This window comes from Flagellimonas amoyensis (genome assembly GCF_003058265.1).
Classification (GTDB): domain Bacteria; phylum Bacteroidota; class Bacteroidia; order Flavobacteriales; family Flavobacteriaceae; genus Flagellimonas; species Flagellimonas amoyensis.
Map to the genome: position 1 here is coordinate 317,449 of NZ_QBUK01000004.1, position 18,093 is coordinate 335,541.

Annotated in this window: 11 protein-coding genes and 2 tRNA genes; 3 read left to right on the forward strand and 10 right to left on the reverse strand. The window is 44.6% G+C overall.

Annotation, left to right across the window (positions count from 1 at the left end):
• The first annotated feature begins 26 nt into the window (after window positions 1–26).
• Window positions 27–1,301, forward strand: coding sequence for a UDP-N-acetylmuramoyl-tripeptide--D-alanyl-D-alanine ligase (locus DB398_RS07830; RefSeq protein ID WP_108423819.1), 1,275 nt, complete (start codon window positions 27–29; stop codon window positions 1,299–1,301).
• A gap of 31 nt (window positions 1,302–1,332) precedes the next feature.
• Here DB398_RS07830 and DB398_RS07835 read toward each other — a convergent pair whose 3' ends face one another.
• Both DB398_RS07835 and DB398_RS07840 read right to left on the reverse strand, forming a co-directional pair.
• Window positions 1,333–1,794: a hypothetical protein gene (locus DB398_RS07835; RefSeq protein ID WP_108423820.1), complete on the reverse strand. Its 462-nt coding sequence runs from the start codon at window positions 1,792–1,794 to the stop codon at window positions 1,333–1,335.
• Between the two features lie 57 nt (window positions 1,795–1,851).
• Complete coding sequence (locus tag DB398_RS07840; RefSeq protein ID WP_108423821.1) at window positions 1,852–2,058, reverse strand: helix-turn-helix transcriptional regulator; 207 nt, start codon at window positions 2,056–2,058, stop codon at window positions 1,852–1,854.
• A gap of 161 nt (window positions 2,059–2,219) precedes the next feature.
• On the opposite strand from DB398_RS07840, the gene DB398_RS18305 reads away from it, so the two are divergent.
• Entirely contained in the window at window positions 2,220–2,381 is a 162-nt protein-coding gene (locus DB398_RS18305; RefSeq protein ID WP_159076349.1) for a hypothetical protein, read from the forward strand.
• A gap of 5 nt (window positions 2,382–2,386) precedes the next feature.
• Here DB398_RS18305 and DB398_RS07845 read toward each other — a convergent pair.
• The 7 genes from DB398_RS07845 to DB398_RS07875 all read right to left on the reverse strand — a co-directional run bounded on the left by DB398_RS07845 (window position 2,387) and on the right by DB398_RS07875 (window position 13,237).
• Window positions 2,387–2,461, reverse strand: a tRNA-Val gene (locus tag DB398_RS07845).
• A gap of 30 nt (window positions 2,462–2,491) precedes the next feature.
• Window positions 2,492–2,902, reverse strand: a complete 411-nt coding sequence (locus DB398_RS07850; RefSeq protein WP_108423822.1) for a 6-pyruvoyl trahydropterin synthase family protein — start codon at window positions 2,900–2,902, stop codon at window positions 2,492–2,494.
• Window positions 2,903–3,098: 196 nt separating this feature from the next.
• Window positions 3,099–4,421 carry a sugar porter family MFS transporter gene (locus DB398_RS07855; protein WP_417935545.1) on the reverse strand — a complete coding sequence of 441 codons (1,323 nt, stop codon included), beginning with the start codon at window positions 4,419–4,421 and terminating at the stop codon, window positions 3,099–3,101.
• A 17-nt stretch (window positions 4,422–4,438) separates the two neighbouring features.
• A complete protein-coding gene (locus DB398_RS07860; protein ID WP_108423862.1) occupies window positions 4,439–6,766 on the reverse strand; it encodes a GH92 family glycosyl hydrolase in 2,328 nt (775 codons plus the stop codon).
• Between the two features lie 69 nt (window positions 6,767–6,835).
• The gene (locus DB398_RS07865) at window positions 6,836–8,437 is read right to left on the reverse strand and encodes a glycoside hydrolase family 28 protein (RefSeq protein WP_108423824.1); all 1,602 of its coding nucleotides are present in this window, start codon (window positions 8,435–8,437) and stop codon (window positions 6,836–6,838) included.
• A gap of 38 nt (window positions 8,438–8,475) precedes the next feature.
• Window positions 8,476–10,296, reverse strand: a complete 1,821-nt coding sequence (locus DB398_RS07870) for a RagB/SusD family nutrient uptake outer membrane protein (protein ID WP_108423825.1) — start codon at window positions 10,294–10,296, stop codon at window positions 8,476–8,478.
• Window positions 10,297–10,312: 16 nt separating this feature from the next.
• Window positions 10,313–13,237: a SusC/RagA family TonB-linked outer membrane protein gene (locus DB398_RS07875; RefSeq protein ID WP_199913368.1), complete on the reverse strand. Its 2,925-nt coding sequence runs from the start codon at window positions 13,235–13,237 to the stop codon at window positions 10,313–10,315.
• Between the two features lie 571 nt (window positions 13,238–13,808).
• Here DB398_RS07875 and DB398_RS07880 point away from each other — a divergent pair.
• Window positions 13,809–17,858, forward strand: coding sequence for a hybrid sensor histidine kinase/response regulator transcription factor (locus DB398_RS07880; protein ID WP_108423827.1), 4,050 nt, complete (start codon window positions 13,809–13,811; stop codon window positions 17,856–17,858).
• Window positions 17,859–17,967: 109 nt separating this feature from the next.
• Here the strand turns inward: DB398_RS07880 and DB398_RS07885 are convergent.
• Window positions 17,968–18,042 (reverse strand) — tRNA-Val (locus DB398_RS07885).
• Window positions 18,043–18,093 lie beyond the last annotated feature (51 nt).

Here is an 18,093-nt window from a genome sequence, read left to right on the forward strand (position 1 = left end):
TCGGGGCTTTTTTCTATCTTCGGTCCATGACTTTGGAACAGCTTCACGCTCTTTTCTTAGAGCACCCCACTATATGTACGGACACTAGGAAAATTACTCCCGGATGCCTTTTTTTCGCTTTAAAGGGCCCTAATTTCAACGGTAATGCCTTTGCCAAAGATGCCCTGGAAAAAGGTGCGGCCTATGCCATCATCGATGAGGAAGAACATAAGACTTCAGATCGGTCGGTGCTGTGCGAAGATGTCCTGAAAACCCTTCAAGACCTCGCCACATACCATAGGAACCAATGCAAAGCCAAAGTGGTTTCCCTTACCGGCAGCAACGGCAAAACAACCACCAAAGAGCTCATCCATGCCGTGATTTCCCAAAAGTACAGGACCATTGCCACCAAGGGCAATCTCAACAACCACATCGGCGTGCCGCTCACCCTGTTGTCCATAAAGGAAGATACCGAGATGGCCATTGTGGAGATGGGTGCCAATCATATGGGTGAAATTGCCCAACTGAGCAAAATTGCCCAGCCCGATTTTGGGTACATCACCAATTTTGGAAAGGCACATTTGGAAGGTTTTGGCAGTTTGGAAGGGGTCATCAAGGGAAAAAGTGAACTGTACGATTATTTGATGGCCCACGACAAGTTTGTTTTTATGAATGCCGACGATACGGTCCAGCAAGAAAAATTGGCCCCTTACCTCAAAAAAATCGGGTTCAGCACAACGGACCACCAATTCTACAACATTACATTCAAGGGGGCCAATCCCTATGTGGTGCTCGAAGCCGAAGGAATGGAGATCAAGACACAGCTTATCGGGAAATACAATTTCCCCAATTGTTGTGCCGCCATATTGATGGGAAAATATTTCAATGTTCCCTTGGATGACATCAAAACGGCGATAGCATCATACCAACCCCAGAACAACCGTTCGCAGATCATTTCCAAAAACGGCCACGAAATTGTATTGGACGCCTACAACGCCAACCCTACCAGTATGAAAGCCGCCCTGGAAAACTTCAGTTTGATGGACGCCACGAACAAAATCCTCATCATAGGGGACATGTTCGAACTGGGCGAAACCGCTGCAGAGGAACACCAAGTTTTGGCCGACCTGACCCAGAAATTGGGATTTGACAACGTGCTACTTGTGGGGGAAAACTTTTTCAGGACCCGGACCTCGGCCCCAAAGTTCAAAACCTTTGAAGACCTCAAGGAACATATGCTGAAAAATCCGGTGGAAAAAGGAACTTTCCTTATCAAAGGCTCCCGTGGCATGGCCTTGGAGCGGGTGTTGGATTTGCTGTAAATCCAACACTTTAGACAAAATTATTTCCTCTTTAAAAGTTGACTTTATAATTGCGAAATAGTTCTATTCCCTTTTCAATTAATTCAGTGCGCCATTTTCTTTTGCTTTTACTTTTAGACTTATTGATAGCCTTTCCTTCTTTTATATAGACCCTAATTAAATTCTCATCAAGAAATAATTCATTATTCATTTCTTCGACATAGATTAAATCACCATCCTTATAATAGAAATTACCTTCTGATTTAATTTCACCATTATTATGGTGAGAATACTTAATTCTCACTAGTTCACCACTATCTTTATAAATATAGTAGCAATATTCAAAACCAGCTTTGCCGTTACCCAGAACACCAACATAATCAATAGTTGAATTAAAACAATCGGGCTTCAATGCCGAATCAAGTCGGATGTTCCCCTGATAGTTCACTATATCTCTAATATTGTCAATCGGTCGAACATATGAAGCACATGCACCCAAAAAAAGAAATGCCAATAGTATAAATATGGTATTTATTGATTTCAAAATAACACCTTATCGTTTATTTAAACTTTATTTGGTCGAGACCAAAAGCTCCCGTACATCCACACCCAATGCATTGGCAATCTGAAACAAGGTTTCAACCCTTGGCTGCATATCATTCCGGCACCATTTTGAAATTGTAGTTCGATTCATATTCAATTCATCCGCCAACCAATTATTGGTTTTTCCTTTTTCAGCCAAAACTGCTTTAATACGATTGAATACTTCTTTTTCCATATGGGACGGTGTTTCATCTCAAAAATAGCCACTTGGACCCACATGAAATTCACTTAATTTTATGCTTTATTATATTCATTAAAATATTTTAAATATCTTTATATTGCTTTTAAAGATTCATTTTAGCACTTTAAAGTATTTTTTGAATATAAACGTTCACTATGAGTAAAACCTTCACCAAATCAGACCTGGAAGAAATCATTGGCCTACAACAAGAAAGCCTACAAGCTATACAAAAGGCGTTGGCCCGATTACGGCACCAAAACGAACGCTTGGAGCGCAGTAACCAAAAATTAATAAAAAAGGTAGCTAAATATGAGTAGAAAAGTGGGATATACTGGATTCGAACCAGTGACCTCTGCCCTGTCAAGGCAGCGCTCTAAACCAACTGAGCTAATATCCCATTGAAAAGCGGTGCAATATCGGAAAAAAGTTACCAATCTCCATACTCTGCCGAATTCTTTTGTGTTTCGTGCAGAATAATTTGCAGCAGTTGGCCTTTTTTCAACTTGGGTTTCAAAATGTCGTAGATGACCTTCACAAAATGTTCCGTGGTGGGCAGCAGGTCCTGGAACTCCGGACAGTCCTCATTGAGGTTTTTGTGGTCGAAACGCTCCTCCACCTCATCCCTTATCAAATCTCCCAACACGGCCAGATCCATCACAAAACCGGTATCTGGATCCACCTCCCCTTTGATGCGCACCTCAAGGTCGAAGTTATGGCCGTGATAGCTGGGGCTATTGCACTTACCAAAAACTTCGATGTTCTTTTCCTTGCTCCATTTGGGATTATGGAGCCTATGCGCTGCATTAAAATGGGCCTTTCTGCAAATTGTGGCAATCATAGTGCAAAGCAACTAAAAAAGTTGGGAACCATCATGGTCATGAACCCAAGAAATTTATCCATACCCCAATTAGGCACCGATCGCAACCATTCCTGTTTTTCATAAAGCAAGAAATCCAACCCATATATTTGGATTGGATTTCCCCTAACAAAAAACTAAACTAAACCACTCAAAATTTCATATGGCCAATGCATCCTTAGATGCCCAATTTCTTTTGGATGTCCTCAAGGGAAACCCCTTTGGTCTCGGGCATCATGAAGAGGGCAAACAGCAATTGGAACACCATCATGACCGCGAAAATCACAAAAATGGGCCAAGGGTTTTCTTTGAAAACAGCAATGACCACGGGGCCCAGCAAAGTGATCAAGGCCGCAAAGACCCAATGCGTCCCGGTACCCCACGAGGTGCCATATGCCCTGGCATGGTTCGGAAATATTTCGGCGATGAACACCCAAATGACCGCACCCTGGCCTATGGCATGTGATGCAATGAAAGCCATGATCGAAGCCAAGAGCACGCCTGCACCGAGATCTGCATAAAACGAAAGGGCTATCATCAACAGACTGGAAATGTAGCCAACAGAACCGATGATCAGAAGTTGCCGTCTTCCAATGCGATCGATGAGGCTGATCCCCACAAAAGTGAATATCAAGTTTATACCCCCAATTGCTATCGAATTGAAAAGGGATTCCTTTGTGGCAAGCCCGGCAATCTCCAAAATTTCCGGGGCGTAATACAACACAAAATTGATTCCGGAGAGTTGGTTGAAGAACGCGATAAGAAAGGCCAACAGCAAAGGTTTTCTGTATTTGATGAAAATGGTCCCTTCCTGTTTTTCCTCGATGGATTCCGCATCTTCTATCCTTTGAAGCTCTTCTTCCACATTATCGACCCCCATCTTTTCCAATACTTCCCGTGCACGATCTTTATCCTGTTTTTCCGTGACCAACCACCGTGGACTATTGGGTATGAAAAAGACCGACACAAAATAAATGGCCGCAGGAATCCCTTCCACGCCCATCATCCAACGCCAATCATTGTCCCCATCGAATCCCTTCAACAGGTAATTGGAAAAGAAAGCGATCAAAATACCCAGAACCAGGTTGAATTGATACAACGCCACCAACCTTCCCCTGTTCTTTGCCGTGGATATCTCGGATATGTACATCGGTCCTGCCACTGTGGATGCACCTACCCCCAATCCTCCAATGAACCTGAAAAATGAGAAGGAATAGGGGTCTGGGGCGAGCCCAGAGCCAATTGCGGAAATAAAATACAGTGCCCCGATCCATATGAGTGTTTTCTTTCGACCCAATCGTTGACTTGGGATTCCTCCCAACAAAGATCCCAATACCGTACCCCAAAGCGCCATGGACATGATGAAGGTACCGTGGAACCAAGGACTCGTGTCCCAAAGTTCTTTGATGGGCAGGTTGGCCCCGGAGATGACCACTGTGTCAAATCCGAATAAAAACCCTGCCAGTGAGGCCGTAAACGACCACATGCTTTGATTGCTTATTTTCAATGTGTTCCTTTTTAATTACTGGAATGATTTTTATGATTTGGTGGCTGAGGGGACATCTTGAGCTGTAGTGTACCCCCACGCACTAGCAGGTCATGGCTCAAGGTGAAGTCCTTCACTTTTTTTCCATTGAAACTTGCCGTTTTGATATAGGGATTTTGTTTTTCGTTGTTTTCTGCCTGAATCACGATTGATTTTCCTTCATAGTAGTCAGGATTCAGTTCAATCTCGACCCTGTCAAAGATGGGTCCAGTAATTTGATACATCGGTTCCATTTCCGTGCCCCCCGTCATTTGAAACAATCCTATTTTCATCAAAACCGCAAGGGAGCCCATCAATCCTTGGTCTTCATCACCATTGTAACCACGGGCAGGGGTCAATCCTTGGTACACCGTATTCGCGACCTCTTTCGCCCAATACTGTGTAAGATCAGGTCTCCCCAAATGCTGGAATATGAATGCCGTCTGTATGGAAGGCTGGTTCCCATAATTGATCGGGATTCGTGAATATTCGGGATGTAGCTCTTGGGCATGCGAGGTGCCAGAAGTGAACCCCAGTTTTTTGGCCTCCTCAAACTGTTGGTTGAGTTTGGCGACCGCCTTGGCCTTTCCCCCCATGAGTTCGGAGAGTCCCTCTAAGTCGTGAGGCACAAACCATGTGTTCTGTGCGCCATTGGCTTCAGAAAATCCGATTCCGTGGTTAAAGGGGTCATACGGTTCAAGCCATTCCCCAGTTTTGTTTTTGGGACGGACCCATCCAGTGGCTGTGTCAAATACGTTTTGATAGTTTTTGGACCGGGCCATAAAATACCCATGATCTTCCTTTTTGTCCAATGCCTTGGCAAACTGTGCAAGGCACCAATCCTGATAGGCATACTCCAAAGTCAGGGTCGGACCGTTCTGATGATAGCCAAAATCACCTTCCGGTATCGGATAGGGCACATAGCCATCCTTGATGTAATGGGCCAGACCGCCTCCCAGGGAGGTATTGTGCTCATAGCCGGCCTTGTCCATCATGCCACCGGGCATATGGTTCTTCTTGAGCGCTTCGTAGGCCAAATCGAAATCAAAACCTCGGATGCCTTTTTGATACGCCCCTACAATAAAAGGAGTGCTGCTCGCCCCGGTCATCACATAGGTGTAGTTTCCCCCTGCAGGGCCTCTCGGCACCAAACCTCCATCTTTATAATATTGAAGCAGGGAATTGACAAAGGATTCCGCAATTTCCGGATAGGCAAGTTGCCATAAGGTATTTATAGTCCATTGTGCACCCCAAAAGGAATCGGAGTTGAAATGGTCAAACAGCGGCTCTCCACTTTTGGAAAGGGGAAGCTGTCCGATCCTAAAGACATCCCCGGTATTGTCCGGATATTGGCCATTGGCATCGCTGATGGTACGGCGACCTTGAAGGGCATGCCATAAATCCGTATAAAATCTGCGCTGTTGCTCATCGGTACCCCCTTCTATCTTTATCCTTCCCAATAATTGGTTCCACTCCACTCGTGAATCTTGCACGATTTGTTCAAAATTCCAGTGCGGCAATTCGTGTTCAAGGTTGAATTTTGCATTTTCCTTCGAAGTGTAGGAAAGGGCTACTTTCATTTTTACCTTTCCTGTACCTCCCTTAAGTTTTAGGATGAATTTTCCATCGCCCCATGGATTCGATACTTCCTCGACATCCCTGTCCAAGACTATCCTAAAAAACACCTTTGTGGGTTTGGGCCTCCTAATGGTCGGCGCATTGGTGAGCTCCCCTTCAAAAATCCCTGGACCAACCTGTTCCAATGACCCTCCCTCAATCTTTGATGGCCCCAATTGACCACTCAGGTTGATGACGATTGCACCATTTTCCGTATTGAAATCGTACTGATGAAACCCGACCCTCTTGGTGCTGGTCAGTTCCACATCGATATCGTACCGATCCAAATGGAGTTTGTGGTAGCCTGGGGAGACTTCTTCTTTGGCGTGGTCAAAGGAAGAGGAATAATCCTTCTGCGTCGTTTCCATATCAATTTTCCCCAAATCGATGGGCATCACCGAAAGCCCGGAAAGCTGCCAAGCGTGGATATGACTGAATCCCCTTATGCTATCAACCTTGTAGCGATAGCCACTTCCCCAAGCACCATCCGTTTCCGTATCGGGGCTTAAATTGACCATTCCAAAAGGCCTGCATGCCGAAGAGAAGAAAAACCATCGGGAATTCTCGGTATCCAATTGTGGATACACCAAATCTACCGGCATCTTTTCCTTGCTGTTTTGCCCTTTCACAAGTTGAACGGAAACAAGGAATAGTACAATCAAAAAAAATCTGAAAAAGTGTTTTATGGGACCTAATTTGTTCATTCGTTGGAAATCTCTTTTCTGGTGCACTTCTTCAACCGATGAAGTCTGAAAATGCCAATTTGTTTGTGTTTAATCAAGCGATTCAATTCCTTCTAAACCGAGGGTGATCCCATAGACCGGTATTTTGGCAATGGATCTTCCATCTACCTTTACATTGGAAATCGAAATGTTTTTGGCATCCTTCAGCACCAATTGGTCTGTGGTGGATACAGGGACCACATCACTGTCCGTGATCGAAATATTTTGCACACTGTCAAAAACATAGGCAGGACGAAAATCCGCATTTCGGGCATTGATGGTCACATTTTTAAACGTCACCCCTTCTGCATGGCGAACATAGAATCCCCAAGCGGGCAATTCGCCAAACATGGAAAATTCAGGATAATCATCGATTTTCTCCGGCACTCGGTCCAAGTCGTTCAAAGGGATATAGCCCATAGCTTTTGAAGCCCGCCCTGGGTAACTGATATCGATATTCTCCAAGGTCACATCCTGGACATTGTGGCCTGGAATACCGACAATGGATGATGGAAATGGGTTGTGGAAAAAATCCACTTCAGGACCACGGAGATCATAATCGATATCCGGTCTTCCAAAGGGCATCTGCACCTTTACGTCCTTGATATACACATTCTTGATGGTCCCCGGCTTTTCTCCAGCACGGTGCCCAAGTCGTATAAAAATGGCATTCCCTGTATTCTCTGCAATGACGTTGGAAACTTTTATATTCTCAATATCCCCTCCATCCACGCTTTCAATGGCAATGGCCGAACGAAAGGTATCAAAGACCTTGATGTTCTCTATGGTGATGTTCTTGAATCCCCCATGTGATGCCGTACCAAATTTGACGGCACTGGCACTACTTCGTATGGTGCAGTTGGCCACATAGATGTTATCATTGAAATAGCCCGGCGTATGGGATTTCAAACAGATTCCATCGTCAGCGGTATCCAAGTCACAATTGGTGACCTTTACATTTTTACAGTCGGTGATGTCCATTCCATCATTGTTCCAAAACGCACGGTTGGTGACCTTGAGACTGTCCAGCACCATGTCCGAGCAGCGTTCAAAGAACAGACCCCAGCAGGCGCTATTTTTGAGATGTAGGCCCGTCACTGTGATTTCCTTGGATTCGGTAAATGCAAAGAGCATGGGCCGCGAACCTTCATTTGGACGCATTCTTCGGTAATTGTAATTATGGACCCTCCGAACGCCCAAGTGGTGCAGACTATCTATGGTCACGGCCAAAGCCATTCCCTGTCCATCGATGGTACCTTGGCCCGTTAACGCAATATTATTGACGTTATTTGCAACGATGAGGGCCATTCTTGAGGGAGTCACTTTGATTTTATCAAGATCTGGCCCGTTGGGATCACCCTGTCCATAATCATCGGGGTTGGTACTACCCAACAAGACCGATCCTTTTTGAAGATGCAATTCTATATTGCTCTTCAGGCTGATGGATCCGGAAAGGAATTCCCCGCTTGGAAAAATGATCTTTCCCCCTCCTTTTTTGCTGACTTTATCGATGGCCGATTGAATTGCCTTGGTGTTCAATGTGGTTCCATCGGGTTTGGCACCAAAATCGGTAATCATATACTCCTGTGCCGAAAGCAAGTTCACACTAAGGAACAGTACTACAAAAAAGGTGATTCCAACTCTATTCTTCATTGATTTCAATTGTTTATGGCTGATATGCCTCAGATTTCTTAATACCCCGGGTTATTGTCGATCCTGGGCACGGAACGATCTATCTCCGCCTGTGGAAATGGGCGCAGGTAGTGCTTTTCGTCCATGGTTGCCGACCGACGTGCAATGGGGTTTCTCAAGAGTGTATTCTCAATGAGTTTTCCGGTCCTTTTTAAATCGAACCATCTACAATATTCGCCCATCAGTTCCCTTGCTCTTTCATCCAAGATCATATCGATGGTCAGGTTGCCCGCTGCACGGTAAGAGACTGTTTCGAGTGAAGCAACATCTTCTGGGTGCAACGCTTGCAGGGGAGTCATGCCGCTATCGGTGCCCAATGCCCTGTCCACAATACTGTTGTAATAATTTTCGGCTCCTCCTAAATTTCCGTTGGATGCTCCTTTTAAGATGGCTTCCGCCGCAATGAGATAGGCTTCGGCCGAACGGAACAAAGCAAAATCGAAGGTTCCGAAGGCATCGCCATACTCAATGCCCGGCTGCCAAAACTTCCACATCATTGGTGTAATGTCCACCCCATGAAAAGGGGTTCGATCGTTGTCACCATATTCATCGGCATTCAGCACGGCATATGGTTTGGTTCCTCCAACATCCAACCCTTTATCTGAAAGCGAGGCTGGGTCGTTCCAAGGTCGAAAATAGAGCACGGAATCCCCTCTCATAATGTTGATGGTCTCTGATGGATTGGCTGGATCTGGCACAAAATTGTTCACGTTCACCAAAGCGTATTGAACATCCACGAAATTATGGTGATACCTTCTGTCAAGGGTTGGATCATAGAGTCGATACATGGTCGGTGTGGCCAAATGAATTTGCAGAAATCTGTTATAGGTACTGGTCCTTCCTTCAGAACCTACAATATCCGGTGATCCGCCGAATATGGAATGGTAGTCGTTCCCTTCCAATCGATCACTATTGGACGGGTCTCCAAAATTGGTGATGGGATCATCCACAAACTGCACGGCAAAAACAATTTCAGGATTTTGATCATCCTGTGCCGGAAATGTTTCGAACAAAGGGTTTTCCGATCTTTGTGGGAACAAATCGGAATACTCCGTTGCCAAAGGATACGCGGAAATGACCTGATCGGCATACTCCCGGGCCTTTTCAAAATCGGCAGGAGTACCTCCCAGTGCATTATTGAAGTTCCAACCTCTGGTCAAATGCACCCTGGCCAATAAAAATTGTGCGGCGCCTTTGGTTGCCCGGCCATAATCGAGGCTGCTCACAGGCAAAACCGATTCAGCTTCCTCCAGGTCGGAAATGATCTGGTCATAAACTTCGCTGGAGCTTATTTTGATCACTTCACGGGATGAGGTCACGACCTCTTCGATGGGCATGGGTATATCGCCCCATTGCTGTACCAAATAGAAATAACTGAAGGCCCGGAGAAATTTGGCTTCGGCTACACGTATGGACAAAATGCCCGGATCCATGCCCTCCACATTGCCTTGGCGGGAAATTACGGTATTGGTCCTGTATACCTCACGATATAACAAATCCCATAGGTCCTGGAGTTCGTCCACGGAGGAATTGAGTCTAACATCATAGGTATTGAAAGCATCCCCTGCGCCATCTATCCAATTTGCATTGGTGAAGATATCGGTACCGGGAAGTACCAATTCCCTTTGTTGGTGTATATCCCTTAATAAGGTATAGCACGATTTTACCAAATCTTCATACCCTTGTGGTGTGGTGTAATAGGTGTCGGTGGTTTGAATGGAAACCGTGTTTTCATTCAAAAAGTCTTCGCTACAACCGGACAATGTTATGATCAAAGAAAAAATACCGGCTACGAACAAACATTTGTTATTGCTAAACATGTCTTGTTTTTTAAAATTAAAAAGTACATTTTACCCCCAATAGTATCGTGGTCGAGGACACATCATCGTTATAGGCGCTGGAATTGAATTCAGGATCTATCCCATCAAAATCATGAAAAATGAATGGGTTGATCACTTGGGCATAAATCCTTAGGTTCTGAAGTCCAAGGACATCTGTAGCCAACTGTGATGGAATGGTATAGCCCAAAGTAATATCGGAAATACGTATAAAGCTAGCGTCTTGATACTGGATGGCCTGCCTATGAGGATTGGGTATTCCGGCCCCAAAATAGTCGTTGGTCGGGTTGTCGGGAGTCCAATAGTTCAAATTAAGGGCATTGTACCTGCCGTTACCCACTTCTCCCATAGTACCACTTAAAAAGTTGTTTCTAAATTGTACACCTTGTACGGTATAGGCCAAAAAGGAAAGGTCAATGTTACCAAAGGTAAATTTGTTGGTGACCCCCATGGTCCAGTCTGGCTGTTGGGAGCCCAAGATTACCCTGTCATCCTCCCCAGGGGCCGATGAGATTTTGCCGTCCTGGTTTTGGTCCACTACTTTGACAGAACCGGGAACCTGTCCATACACTGCGGCTTCCTCGGCTTCATCCAATTGCCAAATACCATCAAATTCATAGAAATAATTGGAATTTAAGGGTTGACCAACAAAAAGGTTGGACCCAATATCTTCAAGGGTTCCATTATTGCCAATGGACAACACCTCATTGATGTTCTTGGCGAAATTTACAGAGGTGGACCACGTAAATTTATCCTTCACAATGTTTCTGGTGTTCAATGCCACCTCTATTCCTTTATTGGAAACCGAACCAATATTGGTGATGAACTCCCCAAAACCTTGCGAGGTTGGGATGCGTTCCCTATAAATCAGGTCCACGGTCTCCCTGTCATAAACCTCTATGGTGGAAGATATCCGATTATTGAACAGAGCTAGATCAAGTCCTATGTTCAATTCCTTGCTTTTTTCCCATCCTAAATCCTTATCGACCAAAGCAGCAGGGGCAAAACCGTATGCCGGAGCTTCGCCAAAGGCGTATGGTGTCTGCAAAAGTCGGGTCAGGGTACTGTAGGGATCAACGGCACTGTTGCCCACGGTACCATAACTTACCCTAATTTTCATATTCGATATGGTCTCGCTGTCTTTTAGGAAGTTTTCATCACTGATTTTCCAGGCCAAGGCCGCGGATGGGAAAAAATCCCATTTGTTCCCGTCACCCAATTGCGAGGCACCGTCCCATCTTCCAGTTACGGTCAAGAGATACCTGTTATCGTTGAATCCATACACAAGCCTGCCCATATAGGAAGAAATGGTCCTTTCGGTCAAATTGGAATTCACCGAGTTGATGGTGCCTGCGGTATTGACGGCATACCATGATGAATCATAGGGTAGATTTTCCACATCGAGGCCCATTACCTCCACTCTTTCTTTGAAGGCACTTTGTGCCACGGTCGCATTTATACTGCTTTTTCCAAAAGTTTTCTGGTAGTTGATGATATTGTCAAACGTATAATTGGTCAATACTTGGTAGCTGCTGTTGGCCCTTGGAGGCAAACTCGCCCTTTGATCTTTTGTGAAAGTCCCACGGTACATTCCATCCCTGGCATCATACTTTCTTGCAGAAAGGGATGATTTTAGGCTCAATCCCTCAAATGGGGTCACCTCTACATATGCATTCCCCCTAAAATCGGAACTAAGGGTCTCCAACTGGAAATTTCTTCTATCGGCCTCTATGATCGGATTCAACACCTGTTTGTCGTTCATTCCCATCCATACCGCATATCCATCGTGCTCCACATCGTTGTTTTCACTGGGATTCAGAATCTCATCAAAATAGACCACTCCTGTGGGGCGTGCCCTATATGCACCACGAAGTGATTCACGGGAACCTAAATTGATCAAGGAATTGGTATAGTTCATGGTGAACCCAACCTTGACCTGCTCCGTAACGTTGCCATCCAACCCACCATTGATGGTATATCTTTTAAAATCAGTGTCTTTGAGTGTACCATCCTCATTCAAATAACCTAAGGAAAAGTAGTAGTTGACATTCTCTGCCCCTCCACTCAAAGAAACATTGTGGCTGGTCTGCAGCGCCGAACGGGTCACTTCGTCCACCCAATCCACGCCATTACCGGAGGCCAACACTTCCATCTCGGTTGATGTGAATGCTTTGGCATCATACCCATTCTGCACCCTAGCTTCGGTACTTGCCTTATAAAATTGTTGGGCATTTTGCATTTCTGGCAAATAGGACGGCATCTTAAGCCCGGAATATCCATTGTAGCTCAATGTCATTTTCCCTTTGGTACCACGTTTGGTGGTAACAATGACCACACCATTTGCGCCACGTGATCCATAGATCGCCGTGGAAGAAGCATCTTTTAGGATATCAATGGTTTCGATATCGGTGGGATTCACCGTGTTCAGATCGGCACCTTGTATCCCATCGATAACGATCAAAGGTTCATTGCTGAAATCGATGGAACTAAGCCCCCTGATCCTAATGTCGAGACCAGAACCGGGTCTATTGTTTCTTTTGATGATGTTGACCCCTGCCATCTGCCCTTGGATACCTTGGGCCGCGGAAACGGGATTGGCTCTTGCTATGTCTGAAGCTTTAAGGGATGCAACAGCTCCTGTGAGATCGCTCTTTTTGGCCTGACCATATCCTATGATCACCACCTCATCCAATAAGGCCGCGTCTTCCACCATCTGAATCCTCAAATTGGTTTGGGAGCCGCCCACTTCAATTTCCTGGGTCAGAAATCCAATGTACGAAAACACCAAAGTGGCGTCCTGTGCAGGTACATCAATGGAGAACTTTCCATCAAAATCGGTCACCACACCATTGGTGGTTGCTTTCTGAACCACATTTACGCCTGCCAGTGGCGTGTTGTTGTTGTCCAACACAACACCAGACACCACCGTGGATTGAGACCAAGATGTAAATGATAAAACCAGAAAGAAAGTCGATAAAACTAATTTAATCTTATTCATTTAAAGTTTGTTTGGTTAATTTTCTAGCAATTTTACAATTGTTTGCCCTCAAAGAAAATGTGATTTTCAATCAAAATCATGTAATATTTCATCCAACATGATGTGGACGAATAGAAATCTGGCGGAAATTCAGAACAAGAGATACGGGCAATTTTATGGGAGACTCTGCGGTGTGTCTGGATTTGGGGTCTATCATGCGCCTTTGATCAGCAACCTACCATGCCATGGAATTTTATGGTGTTTGTTGATCCCTAAAACCCATGTTGCAGAAGCTTATTTCCATGGATTTGGTTAAATATTCCATCTATTGGTCTGTCCAAACCAACCGAATACTTGCCAAAAGAAATATATTTGATTGACCACTTTTACAGTACCGAAGGGCCCGCAGATTACATCAGGATTCTTGAACATGGATACTCATTTGGGATGGGAAGTTGGGCCAAGTGACTCAAAACAAGTTGATCATTTCTAGTAGCCTATGGCAAATACTGCTTTTATGAAAATGTACGCCGCAATCCTACTTGTTTTTGTTCTCTGTTTCAATGTAGATGCGCAACATTTAAAATTCAACCATTATAATGATAAAAACGGGCTGTCCCATAATTCGGTACGGCATATCATACAGGACCAGCAAGGTTTTCTGTGGTTGGGCACTTTTTCTGGACTAAATCGATTTGATGGATACCAGTTCAAGCCCGATCTTTTATCGTCTTCCGTAGATAGTGACATTTACAAAGCGGATGTAACCGATATGCAACTCGACCCGACCACGAACAACATGTGGATCGGCACCAACAAAGGTCTTTTGCTTTTTAATACGGCAACCCACCAACTTGTTGATTTTTTGCACAACAAAGGCAGCCAGGATAGTTTCCCATATGAGGAGATCCGGGCGGTACATATCGACCGCCATAAAAGGGTATGGGTAGGCACCAAATACAATGGGCTTTTTACGTACGATGTTTCGGAGAAAGTCTTCACAAAGGTCAATCTTCCCAACTATGACTACATCAAGGAAATCTTCGAGGACAATGAAGGTAATATTTGGATCGGAAGCTATAATGGTGTTTCCATCGCCAAAATTATCTTGAATGCCCAAGGGATCATTTCGCAGTACACCAATTATACCTTGTCCGTACCCCATTCGGATGAAAAATACCCATACATCCATTTTATTTACCAAGACCATAAGTCGGACATCTTTGCAGGGACCCGAAAAGGACTCTATAAATTGGACAGGCAATCGGACACTTTTGAGAACCTGTATATAGAAGATGATGTGGTCCGGGAAGACCTTGGGCCTTATTTTCTATCGATCGCAAGGGCGCCTGATGGTAAGTTTTGGCTTGGCACACTGGGCGGACTTATTGTATGCAAGAACTTGGAGGACATTGCCAAAGGCGATTTTGAACGACACTTTTCCATATTGTCCGATGATACCTCTTTGGTCGACAACTTGATTTCCGCGCTTTACTTTGACGGTTCCGGGGTACTCTGGATCGGAACGGAAAATGGTCTGGACAAATATGATCCGTATGAAAACCAGTTCAAGATCAACAAGGACATTTCCTTATATATAGACAATAAGGCGCCGACCATTAAAGGATTTTCCAAAACCTATGATGGCCGCCTTGTTGTGGCCACCAAAAATAATGGATTGTTCATCTCCAAAGGTGAACGTTTTGTGCCCTTGCACTATAAAACGAACAACATTACCAGCATTTATTCCGACGACGGAAAAATCTTCTACTGTGGTCTCTGGAACGGGAAGGTCCTCATCTATGATTATGTGACCGATAGCTCAGCAATAAAGGACATCGGCTTTATAAGTTCTCCGGTGCTGGCCTTCTTGAAATATGACCCCAATACACTGATCGTTGGTTCCTTTGGTGAGGGTGTCCGATTTTTGGATGCCAAAACGATGGTGCCCATTGGACCAAAGGCCATACTGCCCGATGCCGAAATTGATAAAATCAAACGACAGGGAAATGCGCTTTGGCTATCCACCAAGGATGGGGTGATCCATTATGATGTGGAAACAAGGATGAGCAAACAATATAGAAGTGATGCCGAAAACAATGAGGGACTTCCCCACAATTACATCACCGATATCTTGGTGGATGATGAATCCCATGTTTGGGTATCCACTCGCAATGGAATTGCAAAATACGATGCAGAAAAAGACAAATTCGATAGGATTTCCCACCCAGCAGAACTATTGGGCAAGTGGATCACCGATATCGAAATTGACAGCTCAAGAACACTTTGGCTGAACATGAACAATAATGGTCTGGCCAGATACGAACCACATTCCGATGAGGTACATTTCTACCATATTGAAAGTGGAAACAGGTTGGATGTTTTTAGTAGGAACGGTTTTTTTGAATTTAACGATTCCCGGATCTATGTGGGCGCACAAAACGGGATCATCTACTTTGAGCCAAATACAATCAAAGAGAACACCTATGTGCCGCCTCCGGTGATCACGAGCTTTAAAATTCAGAACAAGGAAGTGTTTCCTGGATTGGACATCAACGGGCAGGTTCCCTTGGAAATGGACCTGAACTTTTCCAAACGTATGGTTTTGGACTATAAGAACAGAAACATATCCTTCCAATTCTCATCGCCCTCCTACACCAATGAAAGATTGAACAGGTTTCAATATAGGCTTTCAGGTTTCGATGAACATTGGATAGAGACCACCAGCGACTCAAGGACCGTACAATACACCAACCTGCCGTCAAAAGATTACACGTTTGAGGTACGCTCAAGGAACAGTGACGGCAACTGGAGTGAAACGTCAACTTATGAGATCACCGTTTTGCCTATTTTTTGGTTGACGGGCAAGGGTCTGGGATTGATAGCCCTGGTACTGGGATTGATCACCTTCTTTGCCAGAAAGCAGATCCGCTCCCGCCTCAAATTGAAACGGGAGCTTTTGATGGAAAAGGTACAGCGGGAACGGGATGAAAAATTGAACAATGAGAAACTGCGCTTTTTCACCAACATATCCCATGAACTGAGAACTCCCTTGACCTTGATCCTTGGACCGGTAAAACAGCTGTTGGAGCAGGAAGAACTCAGTCCCTATTCCAAAGGCCGGGGAAATCTTATTCAGCAAAACGCAGAGCGATTGTTGCGCTTGGTGAACCAGATCTTGGACTTTAGAAGGGCCGAAACAGGGGAATTGGCCCTAAAAGTCTTCAAAACAGACATTCTGGTCCGAACGGAGAACATATTGAACTCCTTCGTGGAAGTGGCCCATGCGAAAAACATCACCTTAAACCTGAATGTGGAGGAAAGTTCCATGAAATGTTGGATCGATATCGACAAATACAATAAGATCCTTTTCAACCTGTTGTCCAATGCCCTAAAATTTACCAACGAGTATGGAAATGTGGATCTGTTCATCGGATTCAAGGAAAACGAGACCCACAAAAAATTGGTCATTGAAGTAAGTGATGACGGTATCGGTATACCTCTGGAGAGCCAAGAGCGTATTTTTTCCAGGTTTTACCAAGTCCAGAACGGCACGGGCAACTCTACGGGCACCGGCATTGGCCTATCCCTGGTAAAATCGTTGGTGGAAATCCACAAGGGGGAAATAAAGGTAGAGAGCCAGCCCGGCAAAGGAAGTGTGTTCACAGTGGTACTTCCCGTTCACAAATCGGCCTTTTCCAAAAAAGAACTGGGCGATTTTCCTCCTAACAAGGACATTATTGATGATGCCTTGATTCCCATTAAAAAATTGGAGGCTTCGTTCAAAAGCGCTCCAACGAACAAGAACAATGTTGAGGTCAAGCAAAAGATATTGATCATTGAGGACAATGCGGAACTACGAAAATATGTAGTGGAATATCTTTCTGATTTTTATAAGGTATACGAGGCCGAAAACGGGAAAGAAGGCTTAAAGATCTGTAGAAAAATAAAGCCGACCCTCTGCGTGGCAGATGTAATGATGCCTAAAATGGATGGCTTTGAATTTGTAAAAGAACTGAAAAAGGACGAAAACCTCAGCCATATTCCCGTAGTGCTCCTCACGGCACTTGCAGAAAACGAGAACAGGATCAATGGCTATAAGATCGGTGTTGACGGATATTTGGTGAAACCTTTTGACCCTTCACTTTTAAAGACCCGCATTGACAATATCCTTAAGAACCATTTCGATCTAAAACAAAAATTTTCAGGTGAGGTAGAAAGTGATGTGTTGACTTTGGCGCACTCACAGATAGATATTGAATTGATCACCAAAATCAAAGATTTGATCGAGGAAAATATTGATGATTCGGAACTTTCCTCCAGCTTTATTTGCAAGGAATTGGGCTTAAGTTCCTCCAAACTCTATCGTAAAATAACGGAACTTACCGATCTTTCCCCAAATGAGTTCATCAAGACCATACGCCTAAAAAAATCTGCCCATCTGTTGCGTACCCGGAATTACAATGTTTCCGAAGTGGCGGACATGGTTGGCTTTAAAGACCCCTTTTACTTTAGCAAATGTTTCAAAAAACAATTTGGTCGCTCTCCCAGTGCCTTGATCAAGTAAATTTTGGGCTTCGTTATTTTTGTTTGGCTTGACAATCCCCAAAAAGGAGCCTTGGATTTCGGGCAAAAAAAAGCGGTCAAATCTTGTGATTTGACCGCTTTTGATGTTGTGGGCGCTGAGGGGTTCGAACCCCCGACCCCCTCGGTGTAAACGAGGTGCTCTGAACCAGCTGAGCTAAGCGCCCAATTATTTTCCTGAATTGGAGTGCAAATATAACACAGTTTTTGATTAAAAA